The sequence below is a fragment of the Thalassolituus sp. genome (assembly GCF_034111725.1).
Classification (GTDB): Bacteria; Pseudomonadota; Gammaproteobacteria; order Pseudomonadales; family Oceanobacteraceae; genus Thalassolituus.
The window spans coordinates 99,740-113,956 of sequence record NZ_JAWUWR010000051.1; the positions used below are offsets into that span (position 1 = coordinate 99,740).

Annotated in this window: 13 protein-coding genes and 1 pseudogene; 8 read left to right on the forward strand and 6 right to left on the reverse strand. The window is 47.3% G+C overall.

Annotation, left to right across the window (positions count from 1 at the left end):
* Positions 1 to 7 precede the first annotated feature (7 nt).
* Together UXZ23_RS08655 and UXZ23_RS08660 are read left to right on the forward strand one after the other, a co-directional pair.
* Complete coding sequence (locus UXZ23_RS08655) at positions 8 to 874, forward strand: alpha/beta hydrolase (RefSeq protein ID WP_320820212.1); 867 nt, start codon at positions 8 to 10, stop codon at positions 872 to 874.
* A gap of 118 nt (positions 875 to 992) precedes the next feature.
* Entirely contained in the window at positions 993 to 2,276 is a 1,284-nt protein-coding gene (locus UXZ23_RS08660) for an NAD(P)/FAD-dependent oxidoreductase (RefSeq protein ID WP_320820200.1), read from the forward strand.
* Here UXZ23_RS08660 and UXZ23_RS08665 read toward each other — a convergent pair.
* The 6 genes from UXZ23_RS08665 to UXZ23_RS08690 all read right to left on the reverse strand — a co-directional run bounded on the left by UXZ23_RS08665 (position 2,248) and on the right by UXZ23_RS08690 (position 9,728).
* Complete coding sequence (locus tag UXZ23_RS08665; RefSeq protein ID WP_320820201.1) at positions 2,248 to 3,282, reverse strand: helix-turn-helix transcriptional regulator; 1,035 nt, start codon at positions 3,280 to 3,282, stop codon at positions 2,248 to 2,250. The genes UXZ23_RS08660 and UXZ23_RS08665 overlap by 29 nt on opposite strands.
* Positions 3,283 to 3,438: 156 nt before the next feature.
* Complete coding sequence (gene recX, locus UXZ23_RS08670) at positions 3,439 to 3,924, reverse strand: recombination regulator RecX (protein ID WP_320820202.1); 486 nt, start codon at positions 3,922 to 3,924, stop codon at positions 3,439 to 3,441.
* Positions 3,905 to 4,942: a recombinase RecA gene (recA, locus tag UXZ23_RS08675; RefSeq protein ID WP_320820203.1), complete on the reverse strand. Its 1,038-nt coding sequence runs from the start codon at positions 4,940 to 4,942 to the stop codon at positions 3,905 to 3,907. The genes recX and recA overlap by 20 nt, the downstream gene beginning before the upstream one ends.
* A gap of 124 nt (positions 4,943 to 5,066) precedes the next feature.
* Complete coding sequence (locus UXZ23_RS08680) at positions 5,067 to 5,552, reverse strand: CinA family protein (protein WP_320820204.1); 486 nt, start codon at positions 5,550 to 5,552, stop codon at positions 5,067 to 5,069.
* A gap of 61 nt (positions 5,553 to 5,613) precedes the next feature.
* Entirely contained in the window at positions 5,614 to 8,631 is a 3,018-nt protein-coding gene (locus UXZ23_RS08685; RefSeq protein WP_320820205.1) for an efflux RND transporter permease subunit, read from the reverse strand.
* Complete coding sequence (locus tag UXZ23_RS08690) at positions 8,628 to 9,728, reverse strand: efflux RND transporter periplasmic adaptor subunit (RefSeq protein WP_320820206.1); 1,101 nt, start codon at positions 9,726 to 9,728, stop codon at positions 8,628 to 8,630. The genes UXZ23_RS08685 and UXZ23_RS08690 overlap by 4 nt, the downstream gene beginning before the upstream one ends.
* 97 nt (positions 9,729 to 9,825) lie before the next feature.
* Here UXZ23_RS08690 and UXZ23_RS08695 point away from each other — a divergent pair, with 97 nt between their 5' ends.
* From UXZ23_RS08695 to UXZ23_RS08720, 6 genes and pseudogenes are all read left to right on the forward strand, one after another.
* On the forward strand, positions 9,826 to 10,482 hold the full coding sequence (locus UXZ23_RS08695) for a TetR/AcrR family transcriptional regulator (RefSeq protein WP_320820207.1): 657 nt from the start codon (positions 9,826 to 9,828) through the stop codon (positions 10,480 to 10,482).
* 2 nt (positions 10,483 to 10,484) lie between these two features.
* Positions 10,485 to 11,060: a hypothetical protein gene (locus UXZ23_RS08700; protein ID WP_320820208.1), complete on the forward strand. Its 576-nt coding sequence runs from the start codon at positions 10,485 to 10,487 to the stop codon at positions 11,058 to 11,060.
* 523 nt (positions 11,061 to 11,583) lie between these two features.
* Positions 11,584 to 11,874, forward strand: coding sequence for a DUF1330 domain-containing protein (locus UXZ23_RS08705; protein ID WP_320820209.1), 291 nt, complete (start codon positions 11,584 to 11,586; stop codon positions 11,872 to 11,874).
* 127 nt (positions 11,875 to 12,001) lie between these two features.
* On the forward strand, positions 12,002 to 12,454 hold the full coding sequence (locus UXZ23_RS08710) for a DUF6998 domain-containing protein (protein ID WP_320820210.1): 453 nt from the start codon (positions 12,002 to 12,004) through the stop codon (positions 12,452 to 12,454).
* 103 nt (positions 12,455 to 12,557) lie between these two features.
* Positions 12,558 to 13,004 (forward strand): hypothetical protein, encoded by a 447-nt coding sequence (locus UXZ23_RS08715; protein WP_320820211.1) that lies wholly within the window; start codon positions 12,558 to 12,560, stop codon positions 13,002 to 13,004.
* Between the two features lie 448 nt (positions 13,005 to 13,452).
* Positions 13,453 to 14,217, forward strand: a pseudogene (locus UXZ23_RS08720) (hypothetical protein); the annotation flags it as partial.

Consider the following 14,217-nt stretch of genomic DNA (forward strand, 5'->3'; position numbering starts at 1 on the left):
ACCTGTGATGGAAGTCATCAATATTGAGCACAACGGCATCAATCTAGAAACCCGCGTCGCGGGTCCTGAAAATGGTGAAGTTGTCATTCTTCTGCATGGTTTTCCTGAATGCTGGGCTACTTGGAAACACCAAATACCGGTGCTTGCTGAGGCAGACTACCGAGTATACGTACCGAATCAACGCGGTTATGGACACTCGTCAAAGCCGAAAGCCATCAGCGCTTACCATGTTGATCGTTTAATCGAAGATGTTGATGCTATCCGCCAATTTAGTGGTGCCGACAAAATCCATCTGGTCGGTCACGACTGGGGAGCCATTATTGCTTGGTGGTATGCCATTCACATGGGCGAAAAGTTAAGCAGCCTAAGCGTTTTGAATGTTCCGCACCCAGAAGTTTTTTTGGGCTCGCTCAAAAGCAACCCGCTGCAGGTATTGAAAAGCTGGTACATGTTTTTCTTCCAAATTCCTTGGTTGCCAGAAAAAATGATCAGTCTATTTAACTATATTACCTTCCGTAAGTTACTGACCCAGACCTCGATCAAGGGCAGCTATCAGCCAGACGACATCAAAACATTAATCGAGCATTGGAAAATTCCAGGCGCAATGACCGGTATGGTGAATTATTATCGTTCTGTCATTCGTACCATGCCGCATCCTAAAGGCGACGGCCAGGTTCATTGCCCGACTCAAATTTTATGGGGCGAACAAGACTTAGCTTTGACCCTACCAATGGCCACTAAAAGCTTGGATTACACTAGTCGCGCGCGTTTATTCACCTATCCAGATGCCACACACTGGTTAGCACACGATAAACCAGAAGAAGTAAATTCACGCCTTATTGAATTTTTCACGACACACAAGGCCGTAAATTAATCCTACGATTTACCGTCCCTTCACAACGTGACCGAAAATAGCGCACCATTTTCGGTCACGGTCTAGGCTCTTTCCCCGTATAATGTCGATAATTTCTTAATCTTCGGAGTTCTCTGATATGCAACGCATCGTTATTGTTGGCGGTGGTGCAGGAGGGCTGGAATTGGCTACTCAGCTAGGTCGTGCGCTTGGGCGCAGCGGCAAAGCCGAGATTGTATTAGTCGATGCCAACTCTACGCACCTTTGGAAGCCACTACTGCACGAGGTCGCGACCGGCGCACTCGATTCTGGTATCGACGAATTGGATTATCGTGGTCATGGAAAAGTGCATGGGTTCGATTTTCAATTGGGCCGTATGTGTGGCTTAGATCGTGAGCAGCAGCACGTCATTTTATCGCCAGTCTATGACGAAGACGGCGAAGTCGTATTACCCGAGCGTAATATCCCTTACCACACACTCGTACTGGCGATCGGCAGTATTACCAACGACTTTGGCACTCCTGGCGCAAAAGAACACTGCATCTTTTTAGATAGTCGTCGTCAGGCAGAACGCTTTCACCGCACGTTACTGAATGAGTTCTTACGGGCAAATTCTAGCGAAAATCCAAAAAACCTTGAGATAGCGATCGTCGGGGCAGGTGCAACTGGAGTAGAGCTATCTGCAGAGCTATACAACACCGCTGAAGTATTAACTCGCTATGGCATGAAAAACGTATCACCAAAGCAGCTAAGCGTCACACTTATTGAAGCCGGAGAACGTATTCTTCCCGCCCTGCCCAAACGCATATCAAACGCGGCAACTCGTGAGCTGGAAGCACTCGGCGTATCTGTCCGCACTGGCACGTTAATTACCGAAGCTGCGGCAGATGGCTTTGTTACCAAAAATGATGGGCTAATTAGTGCCAAGCTTAAAGTATGGGCAGCCGGGGTTCGCGCTCCGAGTTTTATGGCCACTCTTGGTCTCGAAACGAATCGAGCCAATCAGATAATGGTCGATAGCAGTTTGCAAAGCGAAGATCCGAACATCTTCGCCATGGGTGATTGTGCCTGTGTACTACAAGCGAATGGCAAGCCTGTTCCACCTCGGGCACAAGCAGCTCACCAGCAAGCAACTCATATGTTCAAAGCCTTGAAAGCGCGCTACAAAGGGCAGCCAATGCCTGAGTTTGTATATAAAGACAAAGGTTCGCTCGTGTCGCTTAGCCGCTACAGTACCGTCGGGAGTTTAATGGGGAATCTAAGTAGTGGTTCTATGATGATAGAAGGAAGGCTGGCGCGCATCGTGTACGTTTCTTTGTATCGTATGCATCAAATTGCATTACACGGATACTGGCATACCCTATTGCTAAGCCTAGTTGGCCACATTAATAAGGTTATTCGGCCCCGTTTGAAACTGCATTGAGGCTTTTCTGATGCGCTTGGCGATAATCGCCAGGCGTTGATCCGGTCCAGCGTTTGAAAGCTTTATAAAAGGCGCTCGGTTCGGTATATCCCACTAAGTAAGCGACTTCGTATAAAGGCATGTCACCTTCGCGAATCACCTTCATCGCTAAGGCCTGCCGGCCCTCATCAAGCAAATTTTGATAGGTGGTACCCAGTGCCTTTAAACGCCGCTGTAAGTTACGAACGCTAATCCCCAGCTGATCAGCCACATCGTCTTGGGATACGTGACGTTTTAATAAGCACATCTGCAATATATCCCGCAACTCATTGTATATAGCTAAGTGATCTTTGAATTTTTCATCTTGGCGGCCTAAGTCTCGCAACACACTGGCATAAAGAATGGGCTGCTGTTCTGAATTCAAACGCTGCCAAGCACTACCGCTAATTTCAAGACCAAAACCTGAAGCGCCAGTCACATGGATCTTCATGCGCTGCTCGATCGCACACTGGTACGACATAAATTCTTTAGGAATACAGAGTAAAAGGTCGCCTTCTTCGTAGTGCTTTCCCAACGCTATACGACAGGCCTCCGCAATACAGGCGAGTGCAGCACTTTGCTGCAACTGGCTCATCGTATGGGAGGTTTTGCGCTCGACACTGATGACCGAACGCACTTCTGTAACCTGCAATTCGAGACAAACACTACCCGTCATCAGATAGAAATAAGGAACGAAAGCATTCAAACCAGTACGCAAGGTATCGGCATAACGCAATAGACGAGCCATAGGTAAATCTCGACGAGCAATATATTGCCCAAGATCGATACCAATCAGATCATCATTGAAAAATTGAAATGCATAGCGGTGCGCGTCGGCTACACGCTCGGAATTTACCCAGCGAGGTAATGGATCGCCAATCTCGATACCCAATAGCGGCCAAACGGGATCCATCTCGACTCCGCGGCTGCTCCAAAAATTGAGCAGGTGCTGCACCAGTACAATGTCAACCTGAGCAGTCGGGCCCATATCCTTCCCCAACAATATTCTAATTATCGTCCTCTTACCAAAATGAACATCCGTTCTCTTTCAGTACGTTGCATCCGATCATGGTTAGCATGAGCACATGTGTCAATAGACTGAGGCGACACTGCCCTTATAGTCAGGAAAAACAGGATAAAATCATCAGTCACAAGTGTCTTCGATTGACACTCGTTCAATAACTGTCTGAATTTGATCGGAAGAGAACCCACGGTAAGCAAGGAAACGATAGAGTTTCGCTTTTATATCTTTCGGCTCACCCTTGAGGTTCGCGAGCTTCTTTGCTGCGACATCCGATGCCAACTGATACCAATCTTGATCGCACGCATCTAAGGATTGCTTTACCAGCTCATCCTTAATGCCTTTCTCTCTCAGAGCTTGGCGAACACGCACAGGGCCATGGCCGCGCGCAACTCGACTACGAAGAAAAGATTCAGAGAATCGTTCATCTGACTGCCAATGCCGTTCAGATAAATCAATAAGTACACTTTCGACATCGGCTGTATCAGCCGCTCGAGGGGAGAGCTTGCGCCAAAGTTCTTGACGCGAGTATTCACGGCGGGAAAGTAAATCGACCGCAACACGCATTAATGCGGCACGGTCTAATGGATCAGGCTTCTGCTTCTTCATCCACTTCGCTAGATGTTTCAGCGGCGATAGCAGGGGTCAACATTTGCGCACGAATGCCCGCTTCAATTTCTACTGCAAGTTCAGGGTGCTCACCTAAATACACAGCAGCATTGGCTTTACCTTGGCCAATTTTATCGCCTTTGTAACTGTACCAAGCGCCAGACTTATCGACTAAACCAGCTTTAACGCCTAGGTCGATTACTTCACCCATGTGGTAAATGCCAGAGCCGTACATAATTTGGAATTCGGCTTGTTTAAACGGTGGCGCAACTTTGTTTTTAACCACCTTCACGCGGGTCTCATTACCGACCACTTCATCGCCTTGCTTCACTGAACCAATACGACGGATATCCAAACGTACCGAAGCATAGAATTTTAGCGCGTTACCACCCGTAGTGGTTTCAGGGCTACCGAACATCACACCAATTTTCATACGAATTTGGTTAATGAAGATCACTAAACAATTCGCATTTTTGATGTTACCGGTGATTTTACGTAGCGCTTGCGACATTAAACGTGCCTGCAAACCCACGTGAGTATCACCCATCTCGCCTTCAATCTCTGCGCGAGGCGTTAGAGCAGCAACAGAGTCGACCACAATGACATCCACAGCACCTGAGCGAACCAAACTATCACAAATCTCTAGGGCTTGTTCGCCAGTATCTGGCTGAGAAACCAACAGGCTGTTTAAATCGATACCTAACTTCTCAGCGTACAGTGGGTCTAGTGCGTGTTCCGCATCAATAATGGCAACGGTTTTACCCATTTTCTGCGCTTGCGCCATAACCGACAAACACATTGTGGTTTTACCCGAGCTTTCAGGACCGTAGATCTCAACAATACGACCGACTGGCAAACCGCCTATGCCTAAGGCAATGTCTAATCCTAGTGAACCGGTGGAAATCGCAGGAATCGCTTCGCGTGGCTGCTCGCCCATTTTCATGACAGCACCTTTACCAAACTGACGTTCGATTTGGCTGAGCGCGGCGTCGAGTGCTTTTTGCTTGTTAGCGTCCATGATCATGTCCTTTCTAGTGTCTGAGTAGTATCTACGTGATTTCAAAGTAGAGGCTAACGGTAGCCGTCACTGTAAATTTAAACAGTATTTAACCACAGCTTTTTTTAATGTCAACAACTACTGGTTATTCATCCAGCCATGAGTTGAGATTAGAGATAGCAACGAGCACACTTTGCTCTCGTACCGATGCTCGATCACCGGCAAAGTGCATACAACATGCTTGCTGCTCAGTTGCGCTGCCCCAAGCAAACCAAACAGTACCCACGGGTTTATCAGCAGTACCTCCCCCCGGCCCAGCGATTCCGCTAATCGCAATGGCGACATCAGCACGGCTATTGGCAACAGCACCTTTAACCATAGCGATCACCGTAGCCTCACTGACCGCGCCATGTGCGGCAAGAACATCCGCAGAGACGTTAAGATGCTGCATTTTAGCTTCGTTGGAATAGGTCACAAACCCACATTCAAACCATGCCGAACTGCCAGCAAGATCCGTCATAGCAAAGGCTACTCCACCGCCGGTGCAAGACTCAGCAGTAGCAACTCGTAGATTTTTAGACTGTAGACATTGAGCAAGCCGAACGACTTGTGTCTCAACAGAAGAATTCATGGTTAACCTTCAATGCCAGTGAACATACTGAGCATTGAGGTTACCAAAAAGTGAAGAGTTATCACATCGCGACGGAGTTGGTTTTAAGCATCATCCGACATAAGACAGGGATTACGATCAAAGTTAGCAAGGTCGACATCAACAACCCGGAAATAATGGCCCAAGCCATCGGTGGCCATAATGTCGACGCCGAAAATGCTAACGGTAACAACCCCAATACCGTGGTAGCCGTTGTTAACAGAATGGGAGCCGTACGCGCATCGATCGACTGCGCGACAGCACTATCAATATCGGCACCTTCACGTAAGCGCGCATCGACAACATCTAATAAAACAATGGCGTTATTCACAACGATCCCAATCAAGGCAATCACCCCAAGTAAGGATTGAAATCCAAACGGCTGATCACTTAAGACCAACCCCGGTATTATTCCAACGGCAGCCAAGGGAATGGTTGCCAGAATAATCGTTAGCCGACGAAAACTATTAAATTGCACCAACATAAATAGCAGTAGCAACATAACGCCAATCGGTACAGATTTTAAAATTGCACGATTGGCATCGGCCGAGCCTTCAGCATCTCCACCCAGTTGCAAAGTAACCGCATCTGGTAACGGCTTTTCATCTAAGGCAGCGAATACCTTTTTAAGCACAGTGTTATAGGCTGCGCCGGGCATTAATTCGCTGTGAATCGTAACCGTAGGAATGCCTCTGTAGTGGCGAATAACTGCCGAGGTCCACTGTGATTTAAGAGTAGCAACGGCATCCAGCGGTACGGATTGGCCTGCGGCGTTATAGATATATTGGCTAGACAATTCCGCTGTCGTTGTAAGATCGCCCGCTGCAGAGCGCACCCGCATGGTGATCGGATCATCACTATAAAGAAATTCGCCCGCATCTAAACCACGAGTTTGGCCAAATAAGCTAGCAGCAACCTGATCGCGACGAACGCCCAATTCTTGGGCAATGGTTTTATCTATATTGACGCTAAGCTCGGCAAGACCGTTGTCTTTATCGGAACGAATCATCGTTGTCTCAGGAAGAGCATTTAAAATTGCCAGCACCTGATCTGCAGCCTGATAAAGACTCAATGAATCATCACTTTGTAAACGCAACTCTACCGGCGCCGGAGTCGGTGGCCCTTGTCCCAAACGCTTAGCAATAATGGTCGCCTCTGGCAGCGCCGTTTGTATGTCGTGAGTAATCCAATCAATTACTGCTTGGTTTGCCGCCATATCCCGGGTATTGACCATTAATCGCGCAGAATTGGTTGAATCAATAGTCGCCAATAAATTGTAATAAAAGCGAAACCCCGACATACCCACCGAGCGCATCACACCAACGACATCGTCGCGGGCTAATAATTGTTGCTCGACGTCTGCACTCACCTCGGCCATACGCTCAAGGCTGCTATCTCCCGGCAGTGTCATATCAATCACAACTTGATTTCGATCCGCCTGCGGAAAGAATTGTAACTTCAATAGTGGAAAAGCCATGATAGTCAGTGCCATAACACCAACAACCAGCAAGAGCGCTAACTTAGCTTTGTAACGACTAATATGAATTAATTTATCCGATATTTTTTTAATCCAACGCTGGTTATCGTGTTTTGGAATACCAACCAATCGCTCGGCTACTAAAGGCAATACCAAAACGGAAATAACATAACTAACCAATAAAGAGAGAATAATCATTACCGGAATGCCACGCGTAAAATCGCCCGTACCACCCTTACTTAATAGCAAAGGAATAAAGGCCGCGACGGTTGTACCTGTGGACGTAAATAGTGGAAAAGCCATTTGCTCAAACGCACTTTCTACGGCTTCGCGCCGACTGCGCCCCGCTTGAAGTTCTTGCACAATAGACTCGACCACCACAATGGCGTTATCGACCAAAATACCTAACGAAATCACAATACCGATGACGGCAATTTGATGTAGCACTCCACCGCCCAAGTTATAAAGTGCCAGTACAATAATCGCCACAACAGGTAATACCCCAGCGACCAGCAATCCATTGCGCCACCCCAATGCCGCAATCACCGTAATAGCTATAATTAAAATACTGCCCAACAGATTAAACTGCAGTCCTTCGAGTCGATCCGCGACATAATCTGGCTGGAAAAATGTTTCAACTATTTCCAGTGGTTGATAATCCGCGCGAACCGCACTAATGCGTTGACGAATTTGCTCGCCAAAAACAATCGCATCCACCTGTCCGCGTTTGGCATAAATTCCAAGAGCGACACTGCGCATGCCGTTGTGGTATGTCTGCGCAGCCGATGGCTCGCGCGCTACGAAATCAATATGAGCAATGGCGCTTAATGGAATTTGCTGCCCTGTCGCCAAGCGAATGGGAATACTCTCAACATCGGATTTTTGTTGTAAATCAGATCCTGTATCTACCCGTAAGGCGTGATCACCAATACGAATAACGCCACCCGGAATAATTTGATTGTGCGCCTGAATAGCAGCGACAACTTGATCACGGTTAATACTCAGTTGACTCAAAATCGCGCTATCGAGATCGATACGAAGTTCTTTCTCCGGGTCACCTTCGATCTCAATGCGCGACACGCCATTAACCGCTAATAATTGCCGCTTTAATATTTCCGCTTGATGCGCTAATTCAAGCGTGTCAGCAGTTCCAACCATGCTGATTACGGCCGCCGGAATATCCATACGGCGATCTTCTAATACATACTCAACAACACCTTTAGGAAAATCTTGTTCGGCTTTTTCCATGGCTCGCCGCACTCGATCCCAAGCCGCATCGGTGTCGTAAATTCGGTCGAGCAACTCCACAACAAAAATAGCGACATTATCGCGCGAGGTTGATTTAACCCGACGGAGCTCTTCAACCTCGGCTAACTGTTCCTCTAACGGCTCGGTAATTAACTTTTCTATTTGATCGGCGGAGACACCCGGAAATACCACCCGAATAGTGCCGGTACGGTAAGGAAAACTCGGATCTTCTTGCCGCGCCATGGTTAGCCAAGATGCAATGCCTAGCAACATAAACATGGCGGTTAATGCCAAAACCAAACGCTTATAACGATGAATATAGCCGAAGAGCTTCATGGCAATATCTCCACATTGGCTCCATCGAATAAGCGATGACTACCCGCAACAACGATTTCATCGCCAGCGGTTAAGCCCAACTCGTCAGCGGAACTAATTACAATACCGTCGGCTTGCATTAATCCCATGACCACAGGTACAGCTTCTACGTTATGCGTGGAATTAACTCGATAAATTACAGCGCCTTGGCCTTTACGCACTAAGGCACTCATAGGTACTTTAAAGCCATCGCCTCTGTTGATTTCAAAACGCGCATGCACTGCAATTCCTGGGCGAACTTCTTGGCCGGGAAATGCCAGAACGATACTAGGCAATGCACCTCGTTCACGAAATGGGCTAATTTCAGTAACAACCCCTTGGCGCTCGCTGTTTTGCTCAAACGGTAAAATAACGCTCACGCTATCACCGACTTTTACATTGGTGGCGATGTCATCGTTAATGACCATTTCAACTTCAGTTTGTGCTGGATCAGCAATACCCAACAAGGCTTGACCGGGCGAGACCACCTCGCCAATATCGGTATCAATCGTCGTCACGACGCCAGCAAACGGCGCAGTAATCCAACGTTCCATATTTAACTGCTGAGCGCGATTAAATTGCTTTTTCGCCGACAAAGTTGCATCAGTTAGGGCGTCCAAATCGGTACGCACTTGCTCAAATTCCTGCAAACTTGCTGTGCCCTTGTCGTACAGCAAACTAATGCGATCAAAATCACGTTGGCGCTGGGTTTGCTGCGACTCCAACCGACGCCATTGGCGCTCAGCAGACTGTGCAGCAGGATTCGCCTCGGGGTTATACAGCTCTAGCAACACATCCCCCGGCTGGACTTTTTTGCCCAACGTAACCGGCAAGCTAGCCACCCGACCTGCAATTTGCGAACGCATAATGGCGCGATTCACGGCTCGAGTTGTACCCACAAATACGCGCGATTCCAGCACGGGTTCGCGAGCTAACTCAACCACCCTTACCGACAAGAATTTCGCCGGAGACGCAGCCGCCAAGTCACTACCAACCTCGGGCACCGATGGCTCATTCGTTTCAGAGCAAGCCGCTAGCCCTGCACCCAATACCATCCCAATCAATAAAAACTGTTTCATACTCGCACCGCCATTAACAAACTGTCAGCAATTGACAATATGTCAATTAGATATAAAGTGTCAATATATGCGAAGTTAAAAACAAGGCCTCACCAGCGTGCGATCACGGAACTCAGACGAAAAATTAGAACGCCGCGAAGCCATTTTGGATGCCGCTGAAGAAGCATTCATCCAACAACGCTTCGACAAAACCTCAATGAACTCGATAGCGCAAAGCGCCGGATTGAGTCGCGCCTTACTGTATGTGTACTTCCACGACAAAGAAGATATCCATCTAGGATTATGCGCCCGCGCTGCCGATTCATTACATCAGCGCATGGCCCAGTACACCGAAAAATGCACTAGCGGCTATACCGCCATGGCCGCTATTGGTGAGGCTTATCTTGATTTTTATTACAACGAGCGCGACTATTTTCGAATTATCACGCTGGCAAGTGGCCTAGGTAACGTAAAGCACGACGTAGCGAAAGAAATCACCCCGTCACAACAGGCTTACATAGCTGCAGAAAAACGCATCATGGCGCTCATGGCCAGTTGCGTGCAGCGCGGCATTGACGACCAGTCCGTCGATACCAATGTTATTACTGATCCAATGAAAACCGCCATGTATATGCGCGGTTCATTACACGGCTTAATCATGCTGCAAGATGCCGGCGGCAGTTCGTTATTTGAATCGGAAGGTATCGACCGCAAAGCCTGGCTAACTCAATGCAAATTACTGATTTCGCGGGCCATGGCACCGCATAGAAACTGATCATGACGATCAAAGAAATTCTTAGCGGTATCGCCATGCTGCTTACCTTTATTGCCTTCGCCCCCTACATTCGCTCCGTGCTTAAAAGAACAGTAAAACCGCATATTTTCTCTTGGGCCATATGGGGGATTACCACCTGCTCCGTATTTTTTGCCCAACTTGCTGATAATGGTGGCGCAGGCGCTTGGGCCATCGGCTTTTCCGGCAGTATTACACTATGCATTGCTATTCTCGCTTATAGTAAACGTGGAGACATCAGCATAACCCGCAGTGATTGGGCGTTTTTCGGCGCAGCACTTGCAGCCTTGCCCATTTGGTTTTTCACCAACGACCCAACATGGGCAGTGATCGTATTAACCACCGTCGATTTACTCGGCTTCGGACCAACCATTCGTAAAACATGGCACCATCCCTATTCTGAGTCGTTGACCTTTATGGTGTTATTTTTACTGCGGAATTTACTGGTGTTAACGGCTTTAGAACATTACTCCGTAACAACTGCGCTATTTCCGGCAGCAGTTGCAGCAGCGTTGGTGGGATTGATTGCGATGATGGTGTGGCGGCGGAGTCGTCGATAATCATAGTCATCAACCCGACAGAAGCGCATCAACCCGCCTATAAAAGCGAATATAGAAGCAATCAATAATAAAAGAATCCAATAGATATAAGTGTTCAATGCGCATGCGATTCCCTAGCAAAAGCATAAACTGACGTATATCCGTAAGGAATTGGCTTTTGACCATCCGGCACTTCCGTTTGTAAAGACATACTCGTTATATGCACAGTATATTTTTACAAAGGCAATCGACTGCGGCACACATCACAAATTTGGTTGCACGCTTTACCAGTGGGTGCTAGCTTAAACTCCACTTAAATCAGCAAGTTACAAACTTGGTTTACAAATTAGTGTGCCATAAGTCACCGAAATAGTGTGCCAGCACACTTTCACCCAATGGATTTTGCGTGTAATGGATTATGCCCCTTTTAAAACAATGAGTTACGACCGAATCGGAACTTTGTCAAAACCGACAAAGTGTGCCGGCATACTATTACGCTGTTAGCTGGTTGTAGTGGCCTACAATGAATCAGGGAAGTTGAAATATGAGCGGATATATAATTTATCACTACAATGTTGTCGATAAGGAGCGAATCAATGAGCTTGGGCCGTTATCCTTACCGATTATAGAAAAACATAGTGGAGAGTTGATTGTTGCTTCCACTGTAACTAGCCTTGAAGGCTCACCATACACTCATATGGTTGTGTATAAATTTAATAGTATGAAAAAGGCGCAGGCCTTCTATGACTCGGAAGAAAGTAGAGAGTTATCTAAGTTAAGAAATAAGGTCACTGAAGGCTTTGTTGTAATTGTTCCAGAGTATGGTCATAACTAGACTGCACAGCTAACAAGCGGCTGCAACGGACAAATTTTCGCTGTCACCTTTTGTGCAAAAACACGCACAAAAACCGCCATCAAAAATTTGCTCGTTGAGCCGAGCGTTATATTTCAAAGAGTGTGCAATGGAAGATGTCAAGGATCTCTGGCTAAAGTTTAACGAATACTCTAATAAGCTTACGATCGCTCTTGGCCGGACAAGTAATATCGTCGGAGAGTACGCAGAGCATCTTGCTCATAAACACTACGGCGGTCGTTTACTAGACATCTCTGGTGCTAGTGCTGACCTTGAGGCACCTGATGGCACCCTATACCAAGTGAAGTCTCGAAAAATTAAGGGCTCGCCATCTACTCAGCTAAATGTTATTCGGTCGTGGGACTTTGATTTTTTGGTTGTTATTCTATTTGAGTCCAGTGGCGCAATAAAAAAGGCTGTTCAGGTTCCAGTTGAGGTCGCCAAAGAATATGGTGCGTCCAATAACCATCAAAATGGCTGGGTTATAACAACTAGCCAAAAGTTTTTAAATGATCATCGGTCAACAGACGTTACAGTATCGTTGTCCGTGCTAAACAAATGAAATATAACAAAAATCTGCAGGTGAGCTTGGCGTTAAATATTTTATGGGATACATATGCGCATTGACTGTGATTGTTCTAGGTTCATTGAGTAGAGCAGATGACTTGGCTGGCCTCGATGAAATAGAAGCAGGCCTTAACTCTGTGGAAGCACATGCATACGCCTACGATCTGTTTACAAATGATTCTAAGTTTAATTCTGTGCTTGAAGGAATTGAATCGGGAAATGCTGACTGGATAAGAATCGGAAAGCACCTCGAACAGTATAGTGATGGAGGTATGGCTACTGACCTCGCTATATCCTTCGCTAAGGCAGTTCAGAGTAATCCTAGCTACTCCTTATCGGTCATGAGTGACTATGAAGTCTGGTGGTCTTGTTCCGTGCCACTGCTTGAGCCTACAAAAGCCGAATTCGATTCATTTATAGAAAGTACAATCATTGCGCTTGAAAAACTCGATGATATTAAGGTATTTGAAAAGCAGAAGTCTTGTCTTGATGCGTTAGAAAAGGCGCGGAATTTCTCCGAAAATGAATGGCCAGATAATATTTAACAAAGCCAGGCAGGCCGGCGACTCCGCACAGGGCGTTTCAATTAGAATGGTAAAGCTTAATCCAGCCTCTTAAATATTGACGGCTCATAGAAGTTGATCGCGCATAGACACGCTCCAATTGCAGATGATTATCGAGACTACGAACAAAATGCGTTCGTTGAGTCGCTCCTACTGGGTGTGTAGTTGAATTGAAACTTTAGGTACCCCAGCTTAATTGTAGGAGGTACGAATATTACCGAGTATGCCGTGATAGAAGGTTTCAAATACACTGGCGAGTTCGCGCGCGACGCAAGAGAGGCCGTCAGGGCCGATGTATTCTTCTATTGGTGTTAGTGTCTCGGTATTGAAGCCAACACCCTAACCGCTTAGTATTACGCCTAATTGTTTTGCTACAGTCGCAGCTGAATACCCGCTGCAATAATGGACTAAATGGGAAGAACATAGGGATATGGCCGATTTCGAGTTAGAAGATAAACACGGCAACCGCTACCGCATGCGCCAAGGCGCAGGCCCAACGTTTTGGCATCCCGAAAATCTCGGCGCTGGCAGCTCGCTACTGGCCGACAACTTACTCAGAGCCATGCCTGCCAATGGGCTTCAACAAGCGCACAACCACTTTTACTTCGGCACGCTGCATGACATCCCGAATCTGCCGAGCGGCCCACAAGCGGCACTCAGTACAGCCCTAAGCAATTCGTATCTCACGATTGAAAAAATTGGCACCGCGCTCGCCATCAACGACGATGAACCTGATCCGCGCAACGAACTGCGAGTAAAAATCCGCAATGCATTAATGGCCATCGTGGCGGGCGAACGCGCCGAAGCGGCCATGTATCAAAAGCAGATGGATAAAGAAACCACCGTAATGAAAGGCGTCATCTACACCGGTGCCTTTATGCAAGGCATTGGTTCATCCGCTTGGGGTATGGTGGTATGGCTAAAAGAAGTGAGCGACGTCGTAAACCCCTTTGTAAAAATGCAGCACCATGCCCGCGCACTACAAGCTGCATGGGAATCGGAGGACTTTACTAAAACCTACTCCGAAACCTACGTAAAAGGCGAAAAGCGCGAGCTAGTCGAAGCTCTTGGCTTCGACCCCACACAAATTACCGAACAACAAATTGACGAAGCCATGGCGATGGCCAACTTGGTGATCGAAGACCCAAGCCTGCGCGACATGCTCTATCAATTTGTAAAAGACTACGCCGAAGCC

What these genes read in the sequence shown, in the direction of transcription:
- UXZ23_RS08710 (WP_320820210.1), top strand. Translation starts at nt 12,002, where the DNA reads ATGGAAGATGTCAAGGATCTCTGGCTAAAGTTTAACGAATACTCTAAT.
- UXZ23_RS08690 (WP_320820206.1), bottom strand. Translation starts at nt 9,728, where the DNA reads ATGAAACAGTTTTTATTGATTGGGATGGTATTGGGTGCAGGGCTAGCG.
- UXZ23_RS08705 (WP_320820209.1), top strand. Translation starts at nt 11,584, where the DNA reads ATGAGCGGATATATAATTTATCACTACAATGTTGTCGATAAGGAGCGA.
- UXZ23_RS08665 (WP_320820201.1), bottom strand. Translation starts at nt 3,282, where the DNA reads ATGGGCCCGACTGCTCAGGTTGACATTGTACTGGTGCAGCACCTGCTC.
- UXZ23_RS08660 (WP_320820200.1), top strand. Translation starts at nt 993, where the DNA reads ATGCAACGCATCGTTATTGTTGGCGGTGGTGCAGGAGGGCTGGAATTG.
- recX (WP_320820202.1), bottom strand. Translation starts at nt 3,924, where the DNA reads ATGAAGAAGCAGAAGCCTGATCCATTAGACCGTGCCGCATTAATGCGT.
- UXZ23_RS08655 (WP_320820212.1), top strand. Translation starts at nt 8, where the DNA reads ATGGAAGTCATCAATATTGAGCACAACGGCATCAATCTAGAAACCCGC.
- recA (WP_320820203.1), bottom strand. Translation starts at nt 4,942, where the DNA reads ATGGACGCTAACAAGCAAAAAGCACTCGACGCCGCGCTCAGCCAAATC.
- UXZ23_RS08685 (WP_320820205.1), bottom strand. Translation starts at nt 8,631, where the DNA reads ATGAAGCTCTTCGGCTATATTCATCGTTATAAGCGTTTGGTTTTGGCA.
- UXZ23_RS08680 (WP_320820204.1), bottom strand. Translation starts at nt 5,552, where the DNA reads ATGAATTCTTCTGTTGAGACACAAGTCGTTCGGCTTGCTCAATGTCTA.
- UXZ23_RS08700 (WP_320820208.1), top strand. Translation starts at nt 10,485, where the DNA reads ATGACGATCAAAGAAATTCTTAGCGGTATCGCCATGCTGCTTACCTTT.